Origin of the sequence: Arthrobacter sp. AZCC_0090 (assembly GCF_014207375.1) — a bacterium.
Lineage (GTDB): Bacteria > Actinomycetota > Actinomycetes > Actinomycetales > Micrococcaceae > Arthrobacter.
Map to the genome: position 1 here is coordinate 193514 of NZ_JACHEE010000010.1, position 20073 is coordinate 213586.

Sequence of the window (20073 nt, forward strand, 5' to 3'; positions counted from 1 at the left end):
GGTTCTAACGGGCGCTGTGGTACGCGCCGCCGTCGGGCGCTGATTCCTCGAAAGTCATCCCCGGGATGGGAGTTTGAGGCGGCAAGGGGCGGGACGGACGCTCGGTGCGGATGGCGTCCTCAAGCAGGGCGACCGGCCGTTCCCAGGCGCGGGATCCCGGCTCCATGGTGTCCACTGCGCCGATCAGCATGGCAACAAGGCGCACCATGTCCTCGATCGAGATATCCCGCCGCAGCGAACCTTGGCCTTGGCCGCGGACGAGCAGCTCAGCCATCGAATCGATCAATCCACCAGTGATGCCCACCAGGAGCCCCCGACGGCCAGCGACGGCGCCCAGGAGGTTCGCGTCTTCACTGGCAACCTCCACCACGGCGTCGATCACCCGAATGAGCCCGACGGCGGCGTCCATGCCCGCCAGGGCGTCTTCCGCGATCGGGTCCACATTCAGCCTGAGCTGCCGTGAAAGTGCGGCCAGGACGAGTTGTTCTTTGTCAGCGAAGTTGCGGAACAGGGTAGCCGGTCCGACACCTGCGGTGGCGGCGATCGTCTGCAGCGGAACCTCGGGACCCAACTCACGGAAGCACTGGCGTGCTGCCGTGATGATCTTGTCTACGTTACGTGCTGCATCAGCTCTGAGTGGCTTGCGTTCTGAGGGCCGGTCCATGCTGCTCACAGTAGCAACGGAGGGGCTCCCAATAGTTTTGTGACATTCTTGCCCATGAAAGACTGGATTCATGTTGCTTGCCTTCTCAGTTGCCCCGTCCGGCCAGCCTGCTGCTGGCACCGTATCGGTTGATGGCTCGGTGCACGACGCCGTTGCCGAGGCCGTGAAGATCGTCCGCGAATCGGGACTCCCCAACCAGACGGACTCGATGTTCACCACCATCGAGGGCGAATGGGACGAGGTGTTCGACGTCGTCAAGCGCGCCACCGAGGCGGTGGGCAAGTACGGGAACCGCGTTTCCCTGGTGATCAAGGCGGACATCCGCCCCGGGTATACGGGGGAGCTCACGGGCAAAGTGGAGCGGCTGGAAAACGCGATCGCGAAAGGCGAATAGCCAGTCCTTCCCTCCGCCTTGGCCCGGTGCCAGACTGGGGCCATGTTTGAACACAAGGCCCAGCCTGCCTGGGTGGCTGTCGAGGAATACTTGTCCACCGCCGTCGTTCGGCCCAATGCGGCGCTGAAGCAGGCGCTGCAGTCCGCGATCGACGCCGGGATGCCGCCCATCGAAGTGGCGCCCAACGCGGGCAAGCTGCTCAAGATGCTGGTGCAGATGTCCGGTGCTCGTCGCGTGCTGGAAATCGGCACCTTGGCCGGCTTCAGCACCATTTGGATGGCTCAAGGACTGCCCGACGACGGCCAGCTGGTCACGTGCGAATACCTCCCGAAACACGCCGAGGTGGCCCGTGCGAACGTGGATGCCGCCGGGGTGGGCCACAAGGTGGACATCCGGATTGGACCGGCGTTGGAGACGCTCGCCGCGCTGGCCGAAGATCCCGCACGGGATAAACCGTTCGACTTCGTCTTCATTGACGCGGACAAGGAGAACGATTCCAATTACCTGGATTGGGCCATCCGGCTCGGCAGGCCGGGAACGGTGATCGTGATGGACAACGTCATCTGGGAGGGCGCCATCCTGGATCCTTCCATGGACGCGGTGAATGCTCCGGGAATCGTGGGCGCATTGGAGATGATGGGCAGCGACCCGCGCCTCGATGCAACGGCTATCCAAACGGTCGGAACCAAAGGCTGGGACGGGTTCGCGATAGCCCGGGTGGCATGACGCTAGGCTGTGCCCATGGAATTTTCCCTCCGTCCAGCCATGGTGGACGATGCCGAGTCCCTGACCCGCATGCATTTGGCCGCTTGGCGTGAAAGTTACCGGCGTCTCCTGCCCGAGGAATTCTTCGCCTTCCGGGAAGCCACTATCAACGCCAGGATCGAGAGGCAGCGGGAGGCTTTGGCGAGTTCCTACAAGCCGATGCTGGCACATGACGTCAACGGCACTTTGGTGGGTATAGCCTCTGCTGGTCAGTCCCGGGATGAGGACCGGCCCTGCGACTTGGAACTGCAGATGATCTACACGCTGCGCCGTGTCCACGGTTTGGGGGTGGGGCGGGCGTTGGTGGATGCGGTGATCGGCGATGCTGCCGCCTACCTTTGGGTGCTTGAAGACAACCCACGCGCCCAGGCCTTCTACCGCAAGATCGGGTTCCAACCCGACGGTGCGCGCCAGCTCTTGCCGCCCGATTGGCACGAACTGCCGGAGATCCGGATGGTGCGCGCCGCCGTCGGGGGCTGACCGCAAAGGCGACTGCGTCAACTAGGGTTGAATCATGACCGGAAAAGGGCGGCTGTAGTGGCGAAGCGCGGCAAAAGCAGGGGCGCCGGGCAGGTTGCCGGAGTCATCGAGGTGCCCGCCGGCACCAGGCCGGACGGTCCCGTGGAAGGCGTCTACTACATCGACACCGGCGACTGCGAACTCGTTGCCGACCCGGACAACTCCAACGGCTGGCTCTTGAAGATCAACGGGGTCATGAGCTCGCACATCGACGTCGCCGAGCCGTTGTTCCTGGACTTCGAGTACATGCGCTGGATTGCCGCCCTGGTCGAATCCAAGTGGCCGCCCGAGTCGAAACCGAAGCTGCGTGCGCTGCATCTAGGCGGCGGAGCGTGCTCCCTGGCGCGGTACTTCCACGCCGCCTACCCGGACGCGCGCCAAGTGGTGGTAGAGCTCGACGGCAAGCTGGCTGAATACGTGCGCGGCTGGTTCGATCTCCCCAAGGCTCCGCTGCTTCGAATCCGCGTGGGCGAAGCCAGGCAGGTCACCGAGAGCCTCACCCCGGACACTCGCGACCTCATCATCCGGGATGTCTTTGCCGGCGCCTTCACCCCAAGGGCGCTCACAACCCGGGAATTCAACGATCATGCACAGAAGGTGCTGGCTCCGGGCGGGCTCTATGTAGTGAATTCCGGAGATGCCCCGGACCTCAAGAACGCCCGCGAGGATGCCGCCACCATCGCCGACACCTTTCCGCACACCATGATCATCGCCGATCCCGCCATGCTCAAGGGGCGCAGATACGGCAACATGATCATGGCTGGCAGCCACAAGCCCTTCGGCGACGATCCCCAACTGGCCCGGAAGCTGCTCGGTGGGGCTGTTCCCGCGCATATCTGGAACGATGCCAAGGTTCGGGCATTCGCCGTCGGAGCCCAGATCCGGCACGACCCCCTTGCTGAAAGCCCGGCGCGAACAGGCAGTTAATGCCCTTAAAGCGCGGATTTGGGGGCATTAGCTGCCAGTTCGCGCGGCCAGCCGATGAGGATCAGTGGCGCGCCAGGAGGAGCTCGCGGTGGGCGGCGGTTTCCTCCTGCAGGGCCTGCACGACGGCGGCAACGGCCGGGCGGCGCATCGAGTCGGGGCGCAGGACCATCCAGTAGGGGAGTAGCTCCGCGAAGTCCGAGGGCAGCAGCCGCACCAGGTCCGGGTGCCTGTCGGCCATGAAGCACGGCAGGAAGCCGATTCCGGCCCCGGCACGTGTCGCTTCCACATGGACGAAGACGTTGGTTGAGCTCAAGCCGTCGCGCATTGAGGGGACCAGCCGGCGAGGGGCGTCGAGATCGTCCACTTGCAGCATGGAGTCCACGAAATAGACCAGCTGATGCTGCGTCAGCTCCTCCACAGTTCCAGGAACACCATGGAAAGCCAGGTACTCCCGCGAGGCATACATCCCCAGCATGTACTCGCCCAACAGCAGCGCCTCCGCCCGGTGTACCTGGGGTTCGCCCACCACCACCTCCACGTCCAGGCCAGAACGCTGCTGGAGTGCCCGCCGGGTCACGGTGATGATCTCGACCGTGAGCCCGGGATGCACTCGGCGCAAGCGCGCCACGGCAGGTGCCGCGATGTACGCGCTGAAACCGTCAGTTGCGGTCATGCGTACGACGCCGGCAATGGGGTCCGGCGCGCGGTCTTCCGGTCCCAGTGTGCCCACCGCGGCTTCGATCCGTTCCGCCACGCCCACGGCTTCGGCACCGAGCTCCGTGACTTCCCAGCCTCCTGCCGCCCGCGCGAGGACCCGGCCGCGGAGCGCCTTCTCCAGTGCGGCGATCCTGCGGGAAACCGTGGTGTGGTTCAACCCCAAGGCTTGGGCCGCCGTCGTGAACTTCCCTGAACGTGATACCGCGAGGAGGACCAGAAGGTCGTCTGGATTCGGATGCATATCTGCAATTCTGCACACACTTGGTGCCATTTTGGCCATTGAAGCACCGAAGATGTGCAGCAATACTCATTGGAGCATTTCGTGTTGTGGATCACAGCGCGTGTCAGCGTAGACACTAAGGAGATGGACATGAGCGTAGGACAACGCTCCGCAGGCGCCGGCCGGCCCACAGGCAAGTCAACAGGCGCAACTGGCACCGGCCCGGCAAGCAAAGGCGCAGGACTCAAGAAGATCGTCGCGGCCTCGATGGTGGGCACGGTAGTGGAATGGTACGAATTCTTCCTTTACGCCACCGCCGCAACGCTGGTTTTCGGCAAGTACTTCTTCCCGCCCACCGGCAACGACCTCGACGGCATCATCCAGGCATTCCTGACGTACGCGGTGGGCTTCGTGGCCCGGCCCCTGGGTGGCATCGTCTTTGGCCAGATCGGCGACAGGCTCGGCCGCAAACCCACTTTGCAGCTCACCATCGTGATTGTCGGGGTTTCCACCTTCCTCATGGGCTGCCTCCCCGGGTTCGCCGACCTCGGTTACTGGGCGCCGGCCATGCTCGTGGCGCTCCGCTTCATCCAGGGCTTCGCGCTGGGTGGCGAATGGGGTGGCGCGGTGCTGCTGGTGGCAGAACACAGCCCCAACAAGTCGCGTGCCTTCTGGTCAAGCTGGCCGCAGGCCGCCGTTCCCGTCGGCAACCTCCTCGCCACGCTGGTCCTGTTCATCATGTCCACCACGCTTAGCAGCGCAGCCTTCCTCGGCTGGGGATGGCGGGTGGCCTTCTGGCTCTCCGCCGTGATCGTCTTCGTGGGCTACTACATCCGCACCCACGTGACCGAGGCCCCGATCTTCCTTGAGGCAAAGGCCCTGGTGGAGAAGGAACAAGCCATCCGCTACGGCGTCGGCGAAGTCATTCGCAAGTATCCCAAGGGCATCCTGCAGGCCATGGGGCTGCGGTTCGCCGAGAACATCATGTACTACCTCGTGGTGAGCTTCTCCATCGTCTACCTGAAGAGCGTGCATAAATACGACACTTCGTCTTTGTTGCTTGCCCTGCTGATTGCGCACGTCATCCACTTCGTGGTCATCCCGCAGGTCGGCAGGCTGGCGGACAGCTGGGGTCGCAAACCGGTTTACCTGATCGGCGCCATCAGCGGTGCCACGTGGCCGTTCTTCGCCTTCCCCATGTTCGACACCAAGAACCCCGTGGTGATCGTTGCGGCCGTGACTATCGGTCTCTGCCTGCACGCCTTCATGTACGCAGGTCAGCCGGCCATCATGACCGAGCTCTTCCCCACCCGCATGCGCTATTCGGGCGTTTCCCTCGGCTCGCAAGTCACCTCGATCTTCGCCGGTTCGCTGGCCCCGCTGCTGGCGACCCAGTGGCTCAAGGACACCGGATCCTGGCTCCCCACAGCGATCTATTTGGTGGTCGCCTGCGCCATCACCGCCGTCGTCGTCTTGACGCTCAAGGAGACCCGCGGGGTGGCCCTGGAAGACGTTGACAACGCCGACGCGGTCCGCCACGGACTGCCCATCGGTGCCCGCGCATGACCCTGGAAGGCCGCAAGGCCCTGGTCACCGGCGGGGCGAGCGGAATCGGGGCAGCATGTGCCAGGGCCCTTGCCGCGCGGGGCGCGAAAGTTGTGGTGGCCGACATCGACGCCGCTGGAGCTGCGGCACTCGCCGACACGCTGGGCGGCACCGCTTGGGCTGTCGACTTGCTCGACACTGAGGCGCTGGCCGGACTCAGCCTCGATTGCGACATCCTGGTCAACAACGCCGGCATCCAGAAAGTTGCTCCCATCGAGGAGTTCGAACCGGCAGACTTCCGCCGCATCATGACCCTCATGCTCGAAGCGCCTTTCCTGCTCATCCGGGCCGCACTCCCGCACATGTACGCCAACGGATTCGGCCGGATCATCAACATTTCCTCGGTCCACGGACTGCGTGCGTCGGCGTTCAAGAGCGCGTACGTCTCGGCCAAGCACGGGCTTGAAGGACTCAGCAAAGTGACGGCCCTCGAAGGAGGCCAGCATGGGGTCACGTCCAACTGCATCAACCCCGGGTATGTGCGTACGCCGCTTGTCGAGAAGCAGATCGCGGACCAAGCCCTGCTGCATGGGATCCCCGAATCCGAGGTCCTGGCCAAGGTCATGCTGACGGAATCCGCGGTGAAGCGCCTCGTGGAGCCGGAGGAAGTGGCGTCGCTGGCCGCGTGGTTAGCGTCCGACGACGCCGGTATGGTCACCGGGGCCAGCTACACCATGGACGGGGGCTGGTCCGCCCGCTGACGCCCGCTAGCGCCCGAGTCCGGCCCGGCATCCACTCAACGGTGGTTGCCGGGACGAACCACCCCTGATGTCGTAGGCTTGTGTCGCACGAAGGGGAGCGTACATGGGTCTCGATCCGGCCAGTCTGAAGATAGCTCTGGGTGTCGTCGCGTTTACCCTCTCCCTGCTGTTTTTCGGATCGTTCCGCCGGACCCGCTCCCCGTATAGCGGCTGGTGGTGCCTCGCCCTCGTTTTCTTGCTTGCTGGGAACCTGGCTTACCTGTTCGCCGGGACTTCCCAGCAGATCTGGGCCGGTCCACTCGGCAACACTTTGCTGGTGACCGGGGCATTCAGCGTGTGGGCCGGCTCGCGTTCGTTGCGGCTGCACCGGACAGCACTATGGCAGCTCCTTGCCGGACCCATCGCCACCGCCGTGGCTGCGGCGCTGGAGAATCCAGCCACGAACGCATGGTCAGGCGGCTTGGTGTATCTGGCCATGATGTCCATGGGCATGACCTTGGCAACCGTTGAGCTTTGGCGGTTGAAGCCCAGCGCTTCACACGCCCAACGGTCCCTGGCGCTGGCCGCGGGAATCCTGGCCGCATTCTTTTTCTGCCGAGGTGTGGCCTACCTCGTGGAAGGGCCCGACGGGCCGGACTTCGGTACCTATCTCAGCTCTGCAGCCACCAGCGTAGTCACCTTGGTGCTCCTGGTCACCGTGTCCTTCAGCATGACGGCGCTGAGCAACGAGCAGCTCATTGACGGGCTCAACGAACGCGCCACCCGCGATGGCCTGACGGGGCTCCTCAACCGCACAGCCTTCATGGAGTTGGCTGCGCGGGAAATCAACAGGTTGCTCTCTGCCGGATCGGTCTCCACCTTGATCCTCGCCGACCTGGACCATTTCAAGGCCCTCAACGACAGCTATGGCCACGCCGCGGGCGATACCGCCATCCAGGCATTCGCCGCCGCCTGCCAGGCTTCGGTCCGCCACACCGACCTCGTCGGGAGGTATGGGGGAGAGGAATTCACCATCCTCCTTCCCGGGGCCGACGTGGAGAGTGCCGAAGTCATTGCGAGCGAAATCAGCCGCCGCTTGGCCGCGGCAAAGAGCCCGGACGGAATCCCTTTCCCCACGGTGAGCTATGGCATCGCGCCGAGCACGATCGCCAACGCCGAAGTGGTCAGCATGATCGCGGCCGCCGACAAGGCCCTCTACAAGGCCAAGTCCCTTGGACGGAACCGCGCGGTCTGCGCAACGTCGTAGCCGCCGTCGTGCGCGTTAGCCCCTGCAGCGCGCGTTCACCGTCGGGAGGCTTGGCCGATCCAGCAACGCCTGCATCACTCGGCTAAATCAATCTGCTAAAACGCTTGATCAAAAATGTGACCTCGGTTACGCTTGCAGTGATCAAACGCTTTAGCAGAAATGGACATCAACGCCGATGACTTACCCAGTCTTCTTCCAGCCCGCCGATGGATGGGTTGGAGACGTGATCCCTTTCCAGAAGGATGGGGAGTTTTGGCTCTTCTATCTGCATGAGGTTCGGAACGATCCGAAGCCGGGGACGTCCTGGAACCTCGTGACCATCAAGGACCTCACCCGGTTCGAGGACCATGGAGTGTCGCTGCGCCATGGCGGGGAGGGCGAGGCCGACTTCAATGCGTACACGGGCAGTGTTGTGTGCGACGAGTCCGGAATTCACCACCTGTTCTACACCGGACAGAATCCTCGGCACCTCGGCTCCGACGGGGCCCCGCTGCAACTCGTCATGCATGCCACGAGCACGGACGGAATGCTGACGTGGGTCAAGCATCCGGAGCTGACCTTCGGCGCCCCGGCCGGCTACGAATCCGCCGACTGGCGCGATCCGTTCGTGTTCAAGGACGAAAATCTCGGAAGGTGGCGGATGCTCCTGGCCGCACGCCACGCGGAGGGTCCGGAGCGTCGACGAGGAGTGATCGCCCAATGCGTCTCCTCGGACCTGATGGTTTGGGAGCACGCAGAGCCGTTCTGGGATCCCCGCCGGTACATCACGCACGAATGCCCGGACGTTTTCGCCTGGGGTGACTGGTGGTACCTGGTCTATTCGGAATTCTCCGAGTCCTTCACCACCCGCTACCGCATGGCGAAAAGTCCCGATGGGCCATGGATCGTGCCGGCTCGGGACAGCGTTGACGGCCGCGCCTTCTATGCATCGAAGACGGCCGAGCGGGATGGCCGCCAGTTCTTCTTCGGTTGGATTGCCAGCAAGGAGGACAACCGCGACGACGGCGCTTGGCAGTGGGCGGGCACGATGTCTGTCCTCGAGGCCCGCCAGAACGACGACGGCACCCTCGCGTTTTCCTTCGCCGACGAACTTGTCGAGAGCTTCTGGGACGACATCCCGCTAACCTTCGGCGACCCCCTTCCGGCGACGCTCCGTGCTCCCGACGGGTATGCGGCCACTGTGTCCGATGAGGTCCTCCCGCGGCAGTTCTACGCCCGGGCGGTGCTGCAAATAGAACCGAATACAAGCGAATGCGGCTTGCTGCTCCGCTCAAGCGCGGACGGAGACGAGTCCTACGTCATCCGCTTGGAACCGAAGCGAGGCCGCATGGTGTTTGACCGATGGCCCCGCGAAATCAACGGCGACGCGCAGTGGCACATCTCGGGGGATGTCCCCTTCGAGATCGAGCTGGAACGCCCCTGTGAGCTCGTCCCCGGAGAACACACCCTCGAACTTGTCGTGGACGGGGACCTCTGTGTCGCCGTCGTCGACCGGCAGGTCGCCTTGAGCGCCCGGATCTATGACTTGCCCGCCGGTCGGATCGGCGTTTTCGCCGGCGAAGGCAGCGCCACTGTCACTGAACTTGAGATACGTAAGCGCACAGACAACTAAATACCCAGCGCCAAACCTCCGTTCCAATCAAAGGAGATTGTCCCCATGAAGAAACTCTTGCGAACGGCCGCCGTAGCAGCGGTCGCCGCCCTTTCCCTTGCCGCCTGCGGCGGTGGAGGCGCGGGCAGCGCCTCCAACGTCAACCCCACCGGAGACATCAAACCGCGGCAAATCTCGTGGCTTCTGTCCCGGCCGGCCGACGGTGCAGTCATCAACATCATGAAAAAGGTCGCCGACGAATACGCCCAGACCCATCCTGGCTTTTCCCTCAACCTGATCACCACCCCTGACCGGCCGTCCTACATCCAGAAGTACGAAACCCTCGCCGCTGCAAACAAGCTTCCTGAGCTGTTCGACACGGATGCCACGCCTTTCGCTCAGCAACTCGCCAAGCAAGGCAAGATGGTCGACGCCGAGAAGCTGCTGAAAGACCTTGGCGTCTACGACACCTACCGGACGAACGCGCTGAATTACCAGCGCTTCGACGACGGATCCCTCTATATGATCCCGTTCCAGTTCGAATTGGAGTACTTCTGGTACAACAAGGCCCTTTTCCAGCAGGCTGGAGTTTCCGTGCCAAAGTCACTTGACGACATCCCCGCGATGTGCACGGCCCTGCGCAAGGCCGGCATCACGCCCCTCGCTCTTGACGGCCAGGACCAGTGGCCCCTTGAACGCTACGTCTCCTACCAGCCCTTCCGTGACGCCGGACCCGACTTCGTGCAGAAACTCAAGAAGGGTGACGCGAAGTTCAGCGACGCCACCGGCCAGAAGACCGTCAACTGGATAAGCCAGCTCGGAACGGCCGGTTGCTTCCAGGACGGATTCTCGTCGCAGGGTTACTCTGACGCCCAGAACCTGTTCACCTCCGGGAAGGCCGCGATGTACAACATTGGCACCTGGGAACTGCCGAGCCTCGCGACGGACAAGCTGAATCCCGCAGTGCGTAACGACGTCGACTACTTCACGCTTCCGGCCACGCCAAGTTCCGCGACGGCCGCCAACGAGTACGTGGCAACCTCCGGGATCGGCATGGCGGTCAACTCAAAGACCTTTGACCCGCTCGTGAGCGACTTCCTGAAGTTCGCTCTCGCCAAGTACCCCTCGGAGTACGCGGCGACGGGCGCCCTCTCGCCGACGACGAACGTGCAGACGACGATTCCCGCCAACGCCACGCCACTGTACAAGAAGGCAATCGACCAGGCGAAGGATCTCGGGTCGAAGCTCGCGATGCCTTGGGACACGCAGCTTGATCCGACCACCAATAGCAGGCTGCAACAAGAGCTCGTGCTTTTGGCGCAGGGCAATGTCAAGCCTGCCGAGTTCACCAGCACGATGGATAGCACCATCGCACAGAACGCTCCCAAGTTCTTCAAATAACACGCAGCGGTGGGGGGCCCAGGCCCCCCACCCGAAAGGCACTCCCATGCTTCCCAATCGATCACGACTCTCGGTCCTGGTCTTCCTGCTCCCGCCGCTGCTTCTCTACGGCGTCGCGGTGCTGTTCCCGATATTGCAATCGCTGTTCCTCAGCTTCTTCTCCTGGAACGGCATCAGTGACATGGAGTTCGTGGGCTTCGCAAACTACGTGCACATGCTCACTGGCGACGGCGTGTTCTGGCGTTCCTTCTTCAACGCCCTCGGCTACCTCGCCATCTGCCTCGTCCTCCAATTGGGCGGTGCGTTGTTCGTCGCCAGCCTCCTGACCTCGCTGCGAAGAGGCCGCGAGCTCGTCAAAACCCTGTACCTCTTGCCTGCGGTGATCTCGACGGTGGCCATCGCCTTCCTCTTCGTCCGTATCTACTCGATTGATCCGGTGGGCCTACTCAACCAGGTCCTCGGCTGGATCGGTCTCGGCAGCCTTGAACGCCCTTGGCTTTCGGACGTCAACACTGTGCTTGCGGCAGTTTCAGCCCCCGAGGGCTGGCGGTTCACGGGCCTCTATATGCTCATCATCTACGCCGCGCTGCTCGCAGTCCCGCAGGAACTTGAAGAGGCGGCACGCCTGGATGGCGCCAACCGATGGCAGCTGTTCACCAAGATCAGGTTCCCCCACATCCGGCCCGTGTGGATCACCACCACGATCATGGCCACAACCTACGGCCTGCGCGGATTCGATATCCCCTACCTCATGACCAACGGCGGCCCGGGCCAGTCCTCGGAGCTCCTGACGACCTACATGTACAAAACCGCATTCACCAGCACGGACTTCGGTTACGCCAGCACCATTTCGGTGTTCATCGTCATTGAGTGCCTCGTCGCCGTCGGATTCATCTTGCTTATGCTCAAACGAAAGGCTGACGCATGACCGCGCAAACAGCCCCGGTTACCCGGCCGATCCCTGCCCCGCCAAGCAGCCCGGCTATGCGGCGTCGGCGTCGTAAGCCAAACGTTTTCCGAAGCTTGTCGAGGGTGCTGATCGTCCTCATCGTCATCGTGCAGGTCTACCCCCTCGCCTGGCTGTTCCTCACGAGCCTTCGCAACGAGCACGACTTCGCCACAGGCGATCCCTTCGCGCTCCCGAGCTCCATCAGTTTCGACAACTACGCCCGCGCATTCCAGACTGGCAACCTCGGCCAGAACATCCTGAACAGTTTCATCGTCACGATGGGTGCCAACCTCCTGATCGTCCTGCTGGGAATGATGGCAGCGTATGCGCTGCAGGTCCTCGGATTCCGGTTCAGCAAATTCGTCCGGGGCCTCTTCCTGATCGGCATCATCGTGCCGGTGCAGATCGCGCTGGTGCCGCTGTTCATCGACTACTCGTCGATCAACCTCCTGGACACCTACCAATCGATGATCATTCCCTTGGCGGGCTTCGCCCTCCCCATGTCCATTTACCTCTTCTCGTCATTCTTCGAGTACATTCCGAGGGAGACCTACGAGGCAGCCTCGCTGGACGGCGCCGGCCCATACCGGATCTTCGGGCTGATCACCCTGCCACTCTCGACCAACACCGTAGTGACCGTGGTGCTGGTGAACAGCATCTTCATCTGGAACGACTTCATCTTCGCGAACACGTTCGTGCTCTCCGAAGGACTCAAAACCATCCCGCTGGGGCTGCAGAACTATATCGGAGCAATGGGCAAGGTCGACTGGACTGCAACGTTTGCGGCCGTCTGCATCACCATCACTCCGTTGCTCCTGGTCTTCCTCGTCCTCAACAAGGCGATGATCCAGGGCCTCGAGAGCGGGGCCACGAAAGGGTGAGGAACGTGGCCACTGGATAGACTGTGAGGGGAGGGCCAATGACGTCTGAAGAAAGCTTTACAGAACCCGAGGTTAACCCCTCGCATCCACCGGCGACTCCGAGGACGAGTCATCCGGTCACGATGCGGGAAGTGGCCGAAGGGGCTGGAGTATCCGTTGCGACGGTTTCCCTCGTCGTCAACAACAAGAAGGACGCAAGGATCGGCGCCGGGACCCGCAAGCGCGTGCTGGACACCATCCGCGAGCTGGGCTACCGCCCCAACGCTCTCGCCAAGAACTTGGTGAGTGGCAGTTCACGGTTCATTGGCCTCGTCGCCGACGCGATCGCGACGACTCCCTTCGCAGGGCAGATCATCCACGGCGCCCAGGACGAGGCTTGGAAGCACGGATTCGTCCTCTTGGTCGCCAATACCGAGGGCAACGAGCCCGCGGAGAAGGACGCTATCTCGATGATGCTTGAGCACAAGGTTCGCGGCATCCTGTACTCCACCTGGTTCCACCGCCCGGCTGAGATCCCCACCGCGTTGCACGAGACGGACTTCGTGCTGGTCAACTGCTTCTCCCCGGACTCCGATGCCCTGGCCGTGGTCCCGGATGAAGTCCACGGCGGACGGGAGGCCACCGACATCCTTGTGCGCAAGGGTCACCGGCGGATCGCGTTCATCAACGCCACTATCCCGGCCCCGGCCAAGGACGGACGGCTCCAGGGCTACCGGGAAGCACTTGAATCTGCAGGGATCGCGTTTGACCCTAACCTCGTTTTCGACGCGTTTCCTGACCAGGAAGGCGGATACGGAGCCGTCGAGGAACTCCTCAAACGGGACGTCACGGCGGTCTTCTGCTACAACGACCGTATGGCCATGGGGCTCTACGACGGACTGAAGCAACGGGGACTCTCGATTCCCGAAGACATGGCCGTCGTCGGGTTCGATAACCAGGAAGTCATCGCCGCCCACATGCGGCCGCCGCTCTCCACTGTCGCGCTGCCGCACTACGAGCTCGGCGCTGCTGGCGTGCGACTGCTCCTCGGCGTCGACGAACCTGCCGGTGGCAACGTGGTCAAAATTGAGTGCCCGCCGGTGGAACGCGACTCCGTCGGAACGAATATTCTGACAGGTCCGCAGCTGCGGTGGAGCTCAACTACCTGAGCCTCCCTCACTATCCGGATGGTGCTCGGCCTCGTCCACTGCAGAGTGCTCAATGTAGGACTCCACGGCTGACTCCGGGACGCGGTATGACCGCCCGAATCGCACCGCGTGGATGGCATGCGAGTTCACCAGCCGGTATACGGTCATTCTGGACACCCGCAAGGCCTCGGCAACCTCGGCGATTGTCATGAATCGGTTGGCTGGAATGCCGGCGGCGGACATGTTCACCACGGCCTCCTCAACTGGCGGTAGTCGTAGTAGACCACCGGTCCACCTCTTGGGACGACGGTTCGCAAGCCAATCGACGAGCCGTTGATGACGGCTACAACCCCTTCCTGGCAGCCGTTGAAGGGATCGTCACCGGCCAAGTAGTCGCCCACCTTGAAAGGGGAGGCAGTCGTTTTGGCCTGCTCGGTTGCCCGGGAAAATACCTGGCGTAGCCGCGCGGCCAGCGTGCGGACACGCCGCACCCGCATGTTAACGATGTACCTCGATGTGGGATCAAGCATCAGAACCACTCCCTTGCAATCGCGATGTGCCTAGGGTAGGTGACTGCCACACACCGCACATGAGTGACTTTCACCCGTTATGCCCCACGGGCCACTCACGTCCCTTAACCAACTACTCGGACAGGGAGCCCAACCCGAGCAAGTGGTTATTCGAGTAGTCCGGGCAAAAGACGGGTAGGCGCTACGCAAGTCAGCCCGGGCGAACGATCCCTAGGCTCAAAGCAATGTTCCGTCAGTTCCGGGGGCTGTTCGGTGTCCCCCGTTCTGCGCGCAGTTACGGCTCCTTGAGCCGCAGCGAGATGGGGTCTATCTATGAGCGTTTCCAGTCCGTCCACTCAGGAGAAGCCCAAGCCGCGGATCATTCAGACGGCGGGCGCTCGCCGTCGTCGTTCCCGTACGATCGCCGCCATTGCGGCGATCGCCATGGCCAGCGTCGCGCTGGTGTTTGGAGCCCCCGCCGCGCAAGCGGCCAATCCCACGGTTGTTTCCCTGACGTTCGACGACGGGAATGCGGACCAGCTCAACGCGGCCCAAATCATGAAGGCCCAAGGCATGGCGGGGACGTTCTTCATCGTCTCGGGATTTGCAGACAACCCGGGCTATATGTCGGTGGCTGATCTCCACGGACTCGTTGCAGACGGCAACGAGATCGGTGGCCACACCGTAACCCACCCCGATTTGATCACACTGCCAGCGGACGAGGCCAAGAGACAGATCTGCAACGACAGGGTGAACCTGAGCAACTGGGGCTTCGCGGTCACCGATTTTGCCTACCCCTTTGCCTCGGAAAACGCAGCGGCCGAGAGCATCGCGCAGAGCTGCGGTTACAACAGTGCCCGTGGCCTGGGTGATATCAAGACCCGCTTCAGCTGTTCCACCTGCGGCCTGGCTGAGACGATCCCGCCCGCAAATCCCTACAACACCGCTGCGCCCGACGAGGTGGATTCCACGTGGACGCTGGCTGATCTGCAGGCATCGGTCACCCAAGCGGAAGCGGCCGGCGGATGGGTGCAGCTGACCTTCCACCACATTGACGCCAACAGCACGGACCCGTTGAACATCCAGCCTGCCCTCTTCGAGCAGTTCCTTGTGTGGCTCAAGGCGCGTCCCGCGACGACCACGGTGAAGACCGTCAACCAAGTGATCGGCGGAGCGGTCAAGCCGCTGGTCTCCGGTCCGGCGGTACCTCCCCAGGCTCCCAGCGGCAACCTAGTGCAGAATCCCGGTCTGGAGACCTTGGTGAACGGAATGCCCCAATGCTGGTTCGCCGGTGGTTATGGCACCAATACGCCCAGTTACTCCGTGGTCAGCCCTGGCCGAACGGGCGCAGTCGCCGAGAAGCTCGTGATGACAGGCTACGTGGACGGCGACGCGAAACTGCTTCCGGCCTTGGACCTGGGCGGGTGCTCGCCAACCGCAACGGAAGGGCATCAATACAACATCGGAGCCTGGTACACGTCCACGGTGCCAACGCAGTTCACGCTGTACTACCGGACCGGCCTCGGCTCATGGAAGTACTGGACGTCCAGTCCATGGTTTGCCGCGGCGACCAGCTACCAAAAGGCCGCCTGGACCACCCCCACACTACCTGCGGGAGCAAATGGGATCAGCTTTGGACTGAACCTTTTCAGCAACGGCACCCTCATCACCGATGACTATGAGATGTTTGACGCCGCCACGGCGCCTGCCCCGGCCCCACCGGCTCCCGGCACCAACCTGGTACAAAACCCGGGCCTTGAGACGGCAGGAGTCGGCTGGGCGCCGCAATGCTGGCAGGCCGGAGGCTACGGCACGAACACTACGGCCTTCAACACTGTGCCCGCGGCCCACAGCGGCACCGCGGCGACCCAACTTGTGGTCAGCGGCTACACCGACGGAGACGCGAAGCTGCTCCAGACAATGGACAGCGGCAGTTGCGCTCCGCCTGCCATCGCCGGGCATAGCTATTCGCTGCGGGCCTGGTACACCTCTACGGCGGTGACCCAGTTCACGGTTTACTACCGGGACGCCACGGGCACCTGGGTCTACTGGACATCGAGTCCCTGGCTGGCGGCGTCGGACACCTATACCCAGGCCAGCTTCACCACTCCCGCGCTACCGGACGGTGCCACAGCCGTGAGCTTCGGCCTGAACCTTTTCAGCAACGGCACGCTCACTACTGACGACTACGCCATGTACGACACGGTCGGAGCGCCGGCGATGTGAAACATCCGGGGCTTCACGAAAGGGAAGGCGCGGCCGCGGGGCGCGTAATGGTCAGGGAAGTGAGTTGGGAACAATGAAGCGAGCAGCAAAAGCGGGAATCGTCGTTTCGGGGGTGGTCGCGGTCGGATTGGCGGGGGCGATTACCCTCAACGCCACGCAGACAGCATCACACTCAAGTGCCGGCGCCCCGCCGTCGGTCACCGCCAGCGCGGCTCCCGCTGCTTCGGGTGCCACCAAAGCGCCATCCGCGACGCCGAGTGCCACCACCTCGACGCCGGCCGCGAATGCGTCCCCGAGCACTGCGTCTTCAAGCCAGGCCGCAGCGTCCGCCCCGGCGGTCAGCTCCAAGCCCGACGCCCCGGTTGCGCCGGTGCCGGCACCAGTAGCGCCGGCTCCTGCGCCACCGGCTCCGGGAACGCAGGGCCTCGACGCAGCGGGGGTCCAACGTATCGAAGACAGCTGCACCGCTCGGCTTCAAAGCGACGCTGCCCATTCCGGAGTGGTGACCGGGACGGTGGTGCCCCGGCCATACATCGTTGTTTCCATTGCATTCTCCGGGACCCCGGTACTGTCAACCGCCGCCTCAGGCTTGGCGTCGTACGACGTCCTCATGAAGATCACCACCAAGCTCGTTGATGGTCCTACCCAGGACGGAGTGCGTGTTTGCCGCGTCTTTGACTCAGATTCGCACGTGGATTGGCTTCCGGCAGGCTGACTCCCCGCTAGGAGCGCTGGGTGACCACCGGCAACACAGGGATAGCTGCAGTTTCGTCAACGAGGTCGGCCCGAACGCGCCCGCCGCCGCGGACCCACAGCTTGTAGGCCAGGACCAGCAGTCCAAGCCATACGGCACCCACGTACAACGCCACCCGAGTGTCCTCGAAGACGCCAAGGATGACGATCACCAGGGCCATGAAGGCGATGGTCAGCACGGAAGCGGCGGGCCACCATGGCGATGCGAATTCCGACGCCGGCAGGCCCTTGCGCTTGATCTCCCGTTTCATGGCCACGTGCGAGGCCAGGATCATGACCCACACCCAGACGGTCGCGAAAGTGGCGATGGAGGCGATCACCAGGAACACGTCCTCGGGGATGACGGCGTTGAGCACCACGCCCACCAGCAGGATCCCGCCCATGAGGACAACGGTCATCCAGGGAACTCCATGACGGGAGATCTTGCCGAAGCTCTTTGGTGCGTGACCTTGCTGGGACAGCCCGAAGAGGATGCGTCCGGCGCCGAAGATGTCGCTGTTGATCGCGGACAGCGCCGACGTGATCACCACGGCGTTGAGGATGTGCGGCGCCGCAGGAATGCCGAGGCCGCTGAAGATCTGCACAAACGGGCTGCCGTTGTTCCCGATCTCGTTCCAGGGGAACAGGCTCATCAGCACGCCCAACGTGAGTACGTAGAACAGCAGCACGCGCACGGGGACGGTGTTCACGGCCTGCGGGATGACCTTTTTGGGGTCTGCGGCCTCGCCTGCGGTGATACCGATCGTTTCGATCCCGCCAAAGGCAAACATGACGACGGCGAACGAGGCCAGGAGCCCCTCGAATCCGTTCGGGAACAGGCCGCCGTGGTCAACGAGGTTCCCCAGCCCCGGTGCCGCACCGCCGTCGCCCGTGTGGAAGCCGAACACGATGATCGCCGCACCGCCCGCAATCATGGCGATGATCGCCACCACCTTGATGAGCGAGAACCAGAACTCGAGCTCCCCGAAGACCTTGACGCTTAGGAGGTTCATGGCGCCAAGGAGCAGGATGATCGCCAGGACCCAGATCCAGCGGTCCACTTGCGGGAACCAGAAGCCCATATAGATACTGAACGCTGTCACGTCCGCGATCGCCACGATGGCCATTTCGAAAACGTAGGTCCATCCGGTGATGAACCCTGCCAGCGGTCCGAGGTAGCGGCTGGCGTACTGGCCGAATGAGCCGGAGACGGGGTGGCGGACAGCCATTTCGCCGAGCGCGCGCATCACCATGAAGACGGCGGCGCCACCGATGATGTATGCGAAGAGAACCGCCGGGCCCGCCTTTTGGATGGCAGACGCGGAGCCGTAGAAGAGGCCTGTTCCGATGGCCGAACCGAGGGCCATGAAACGGATGTGGCGGACATTGAGGCCGCGGCTGAGAACGGTGGTTACCGCGCCTTCGACGGCTTTGGCCGCCGTTGTCCTGACGGCTGTTGGTGCTTGCTGCATACGAATACCTTCTCGTCATTGGGAGGGGGACTGTTAACCAGCAGACCATTTCGGAATGGGCTGTGATGGGACTCACGGCGCATCGCTGTCTCGGTTCTCAGACGCTGTGCCGAGACACGGCCTGCGCTGGCTGATGGCTAGTCCAATAAGCTGGTAAAGGTCTGGTATTCCAGACAGCTTAATGTTCTGATGGGCTTTCCGAGCCCTCCCTTGGGGCGCACGCTTAAGTACGGGATCCCGGACACCTCCCTCACGGCCTTTGTGGCGGAAGGGCGTGCCGGGGATTACCGTGCACTCGAAGAGGAGCCATGACCATACAGCCGTCCACCCAAGGCCGGGCCGCTTCCAAGGTCCCCGCCGCCGAGAACACCCTGCGCATCCTGAAGCTGCTTGCTTCCCGGCGCGGCCCGATGGCCGCGTCCAACATTGCTACCGCCCTGGGCCTGCCCCGGTCCAGCGTCTACCACCTGCTTGGTGTCATGGAAGCCAATGGCTTCGTCCTGCACCTTCATGAGGAACAGCGCTACGGACTGGGCATCAGCGCGTTCGAACTCAGCTCGGCCTACTCGCGGCAAGAGCCTTTGTCCCGGCTTGGCCGCCCCATGCTGGCCGCCCTCGTGGATGCGATCGGCGAGAGCGCGCACTTGGCCGTGCTGCATGGCCGCGATGTGCTTTACATCGTGGAAGAGCGGGCCAAGAACCGCCCGTCCCTGGTGACCGACGTCGGGGTGCGGCTTCCGAGCCACCTCACCGCCAGCGGGCGCGCCATCCTGGCCGCCCTGCCGAAATCGCAGGTGAGGGCCCTCTATCCGAATGCTGCCGCCTTCACGGCCCGGCACGAGATGGAATCACCCATCATGAAGTACTCGGCCTTGTCCTCGCACTTGGACCAGGTCCGGCAGCGTGGCTACGCCACTGAACATGGCGAAGTCACGCCAGGCTTCGGCTCGGTTGCCGCCGCCGTCACCGACCATTTGGGATGGCCGACGGCGGCAGTCGCCGTGACATTCCTCGAAGACCGGGTGCCGGTTGAGGAATGGCCGGCCCTGGCCGCCCGCATCCAGAAGACAGCAGACGAGCTCTCAGTGCGCATCCACGGACGGCCCGGGCAATAGGCGTTCCCACCCCCGCACCCCGCCCCGCCCAACTAGCTCGCAGTAGATGTCGTTATGGGCGCCCAAAACGACATCTACTGCGAGTCAGTTGAGTCTGTAATCCCGGACAGTACCCTCCAATAAGCCGTTCCAAGACGGTTGCGGAGGGGCTCTACTGGATACAGAAGGACTTACACCTAGCAATCCCTCCAGAGACGAAGGAGTCATCATGGCACCCGCCGATTTCACTACCGGAGCGCGTCCGGTCAAAGCTGCCCGGGGTACGGAGCTGACCGCGAAGAGCTGGCAGACCGAGGCGCCGTTGCGCATGTT

20 protein-coding genes are annotated in these 20073 nt (G+C 63.2%); 15 read left to right on the forward strand and 5 right to left on the reverse strand.

Going from position 1 to position 20073, the window contains the following annotated elements; all coding sequences use genetic code 11:
* Positions 1-4: 4 nt before the first annotated feature.
* Positions 5-664 (reverse strand): TetR/AcrR family transcriptional regulator, encoded by a 660-nt coding sequence (locus tag HNP00_RS16530; protein ID WP_184740814.1) that lies wholly within the window; start codon positions 662-664, stop codon positions 5-7.
* 70 nt (positions 665-734) lie between these two features.
* On the opposite strand from HNP00_RS16530, the gene HNP00_RS16535 reads away from it, so the two are divergent.
* From HNP00_RS16535 to HNP00_RS16550, 4 genes are read left to right on the forward strand one after another with little or no spacing between them, the layout of a single operon-like run.
* Entirely contained in the window at positions 735-1058 is a 324-nt protein-coding gene (locus HNP00_RS16535; RefSeq protein ID WP_184740815.1) for a thiamine-binding protein, read from the forward strand.
* Between the two features lie 42 nt (positions 1059-1100).
* The gene (locus HNP00_RS16540) at positions 1101-1784 is read left to right on the forward strand and encodes an O-methyltransferase (RefSeq protein ID WP_184740816.1); all 684 of its coding nucleotides are present in this window, start codon (positions 1101-1103) and stop codon (positions 1782-1784) included.
* Positions 1785-1799: 15 nt separating this feature from the next.
* Positions 1800-2303, forward strand: a complete 504-nt coding sequence (locus tag HNP00_RS16545) for a GNAT family N-acetyltransferase (RefSeq protein WP_184740817.1) — start codon at positions 1800-1802, stop codon at positions 2301-2303.
* A gap of 57 nt (positions 2304-2360) precedes the next feature.
* The gene (locus HNP00_RS16550; protein WP_184740818.1) at positions 2361-3269 is read left to right on the forward strand and encodes a spermidine synthase; all 909 of its coding nucleotides are present in this window, start codon (positions 2361-2363) and stop codon (positions 3267-3269) included.
* A 61-nt stretch (positions 3270-3330) separates the two neighbouring features.
* On the opposite strand, the gene HNP00_RS16555 is transcribed toward HNP00_RS16550, so the two are convergent.
* A complete protein-coding gene (locus HNP00_RS16555; protein ID WP_184740819.1) occupies positions 3331-4227 on the reverse strand; it encodes a LysR family transcriptional regulator in 897 nt (298 codons plus the stop codon).
* A gap of 129 nt (positions 4228-4356) precedes the next feature.
* On the opposite strand from HNP00_RS16555, the gene HNP00_RS16560 reads away from it, so the two are divergent.
* The 8 genes from HNP00_RS16560 to HNP00_RS16595 all read left to right on the forward strand — a co-directional run bounded on the left by HNP00_RS16560 (position 4357) and on the right by HNP00_RS16595 (position 13728).
* Positions 4357-5772, forward strand: coding sequence for an MFS transporter (locus tag HNP00_RS16560; protein ID WP_311770598.1), 1416 nt, complete (start codon positions 4357-4359; stop codon positions 5770-5772).
* Complete coding sequence (locus HNP00_RS16565; protein ID WP_184740820.1) at positions 5769-6512, forward strand: 3-hydroxybutyrate dehydrogenase; 744 nt, start codon at positions 5769-5771, stop codon at positions 6510-6512. The genes HNP00_RS16560 and HNP00_RS16565 overlap by 4 nt, the downstream gene beginning before the upstream one ends.
* 103 nt (positions 6513-6615) lie before the next feature.
* Positions 6616-7758: a diguanylate cyclase gene (locus tag HNP00_RS16570; protein ID WP_184740821.1), complete on the forward strand. Its 1143-nt coding sequence runs from the start codon at positions 6616-6618 to the stop codon at positions 7756-7758.
* Between the two features lie 175 nt (positions 7759-7933).
* Positions 7934-9370, forward strand: coding sequence for a GH32 C-terminal domain-containing protein (locus HNP00_RS16575; RefSeq protein WP_184740822.1), 1437 nt, complete (start codon positions 7934-7936; stop codon positions 9368-9370).
* Positions 9371-9415: 45 nt separating this feature from the next.
* Complete coding sequence (locus HNP00_RS16580; protein WP_184740823.1) at positions 9416-10750, forward strand: ABC transporter substrate-binding protein; 1335 nt, start codon at positions 9416-9418, stop codon at positions 10748-10750.
* Positions 10751-10796: 46 nt separating this feature from the next.
* Entirely contained in the window at positions 10797-11678 is an 882-nt protein-coding gene (locus HNP00_RS16585) for a carbohydrate ABC transporter permease (protein ID WP_184740824.1), read from the forward strand.
* On the forward strand, positions 11675-12580 hold the full coding sequence (locus tag HNP00_RS16590) for a carbohydrate ABC transporter permease (protein ID WP_184740825.1): 906 nt from the start codon (positions 11675-11677) through the stop codon (positions 12578-12580). The genes HNP00_RS16585 and HNP00_RS16590 overlap by 4 nt, the downstream gene beginning before the upstream one ends.
* Positions 12581-12702: 122 nt before the next feature.
* The gene (locus HNP00_RS16595; RefSeq protein WP_260405026.1) at positions 12703-13728 is read left to right on the forward strand and encodes a LacI family DNA-binding transcriptional regulator; all 1026 of its coding nucleotides are present in this window, start codon (positions 12703-12705) and stop codon (positions 13726-13728) included.
* Here the strand turns inward: HNP00_RS16595 and HNP00_RS16600 are convergent.
* Together HNP00_RS16600 and HNP00_RS16605 are read right to left on the reverse strand one after the other, a co-directional pair.
* On the reverse strand, positions 13717-13950 hold the full coding sequence (locus HNP00_RS16600) for a helix-turn-helix domain-containing protein (protein ID WP_184740845.1): 234 nt from the start codon (positions 13948-13950) through the stop codon (positions 13717-13719). The two genes, HNP00_RS16595 and HNP00_RS16600, sit on opposite strands and share 12 nt — an antisense overlap.
* A 2-nt stretch (positions 13951-13952) precedes the next feature.
* Positions 13953-14237, reverse strand: coding sequence for a hypothetical protein (locus HNP00_RS16605; RefSeq protein ID WP_184740827.1), 285 nt, complete (start codon positions 14235-14237; stop codon positions 13953-13955).
* 312 nt (positions 14238-14549) lie between these two features.
* Between HNP00_RS16605 and HNP00_RS16610 the strand changes: the two genes are divergently transcribed.
* Complete coding sequence (locus tag HNP00_RS16610) at positions 14550-16442, forward strand: polysaccharide deacetylase family protein (protein ID WP_184740828.1); 1893 nt, start codon at positions 14550-14552, stop codon at positions 16440-16442.
* Between the two features lie 73 nt (positions 16443-16515).
* Positions 16516-17157 (forward strand): hypothetical protein, encoded by a 642-nt coding sequence (locus HNP00_RS16615; protein WP_184740829.1) that lies wholly within the window; start codon positions 16516-16518, stop codon positions 17155-17157.
* Between the two features lie 7 nt (positions 17158-17164).
* Here HNP00_RS16615 and HNP00_RS16620 read toward each other — a convergent pair whose 3' ends face one another.
* Complete coding sequence (locus HNP00_RS16620) at positions 17165-18646, reverse strand: amino acid permease (RefSeq protein WP_184740830.1); 1482 nt, start codon at positions 18644-18646, stop codon at positions 17165-17167.
* Between the two features lie 308 nt (positions 18647-18954).
* On the opposite strand from HNP00_RS16620, the gene HNP00_RS16625 reads away from it, so the two are divergent.
* Entirely contained in the window at positions 18955-19761 is an 807-nt protein-coding gene (locus tag HNP00_RS16625) for an IclR family transcriptional regulator (RefSeq protein WP_184740831.1), read from the forward strand.
* Positions 19762-20073 lie beyond the last annotated feature (312 nt).

Excerpts from the sequence above, each read along its gene's own strand:
- HNP00_RS16530 (WP_184740814.1), bottom strand. The coding sequence starts at position 664 with ATGGACCGGCCCTCAGAACGCAAGCCACTCAGAGCTGATGCAGCACGT.
- HNP00_RS16535 (WP_184740815.1), top strand. The coding sequence starts at position 735 with ATGTTGCTTGCCTTCTCAGTTGCCCCGTCCGGCCAGCCTGCTGCTGGC.
- HNP00_RS16540 (WP_184740816.1), top strand. The coding sequence starts at position 1,101 with ATGTTTGAACACAAGGCCCAGCCTGCCTGGGTGGCTGTCGAGGAATAC.
- HNP00_RS16545 (WP_184740817.1), top strand. The coding sequence starts at position 1,800 with ATGGAATTTTCCCTCCGTCCAGCCATGGTGGACGATGCCGAGTCCCTG.
- HNP00_RS16555 (WP_184740819.1), bottom strand. The coding sequence starts at position 4,227 with ATGCATCCGAATCCAGACGACCTTCTGGTCCTCCTCGCGGTATCACGT.
- HNP00_RS16560 (WP_311770598.1), top strand. The coding sequence starts at position 4,357 with ATGAGCGTAGGACAACGCTCCGCAGGCGCCGGCCGGCCCACAGGCAAG.
- HNP00_RS16565 (WP_184740820.1), top strand. The coding sequence starts at position 5,769 with ATGACCCTGGAAGGCCGCAAGGCCCTGGTCACCGGCGGGGCGAGCGGA.
- HNP00_RS16570 (WP_184740821.1), top strand. The coding sequence starts at position 6,616 with ATGGGTCTCGATCCGGCCAGTCTGAAGATAGCTCTGGGTGTCGTCGCG.
- HNP00_RS16575 (WP_184740822.1), top strand. The coding sequence starts at position 7,934 with ATGACTTACCCAGTCTTCTTCCAGCCCGCCGATGGATGGGTTGGAGAC.
- HNP00_RS16580 (WP_184740823.1), top strand. The coding sequence starts at position 9,416 with ATGAAGAAACTCTTGCGAACGGCCGCCGTAGCAGCGGTCGCCGCCCTT.
- HNP00_RS16585 (WP_184740824.1), top strand. The coding sequence starts at position 10,797 with ATGCTTCCCAATCGATCACGACTCTCGGTCCTGGTCTTCCTGCTCCCG.
- HNP00_RS16590 (WP_184740825.1), top strand. The coding sequence starts at position 11,675 with ATGACCGCGCAAACAGCCCCGGTTACCCGGCCGATCCCTGCCCCGCCA.
- HNP00_RS16595 (WP_260405026.1), top strand. The coding sequence starts at position 12,703 with ATGCGGGAAGTGGCCGAAGGGGCTGGAGTATCCGTTGCGACGGTTTCC.
- HNP00_RS16600 (WP_184740845.1), bottom strand. The coding sequence starts at position 13,950 with ATGTCCGCCGCCGGCATTCCAGCCAACCGATTCATGACAATCGCCGAG.
- HNP00_RS16605 (WP_184740827.1), bottom strand. The coding sequence starts at position 14,237 with ATGCTTGATCCCACATCGAGGTACATCGTTAACATGCGGGTGCGGCGT.
- HNP00_RS16610 (WP_184740828.1), top strand. The coding sequence starts at position 14,550 with ATGAGCGTTTCCAGTCCGTCCACTCAGGAGAAGCCCAAGCCGCGGATC.
- HNP00_RS16615 (WP_184740829.1), top strand. The coding sequence starts at position 16,516 with ATGAAGCGAGCAGCAAAAGCGGGAATCGTCGTTTCGGGGGTGGTCGCG.
- HNP00_RS16620 (WP_184740830.1), bottom strand. The coding sequence starts at position 18,646 with ATGCAGCAAGCACCAACAGCCGTCAGGACAACGGCGGCCAAAGCCGTC.
- HNP00_RS16625 (WP_184740831.1), top strand. The coding sequence starts at position 18,955 with ATGACCATACAGCCGTCCACCCAAGGCCGGGCCGCTTCCAAGGTCCCC.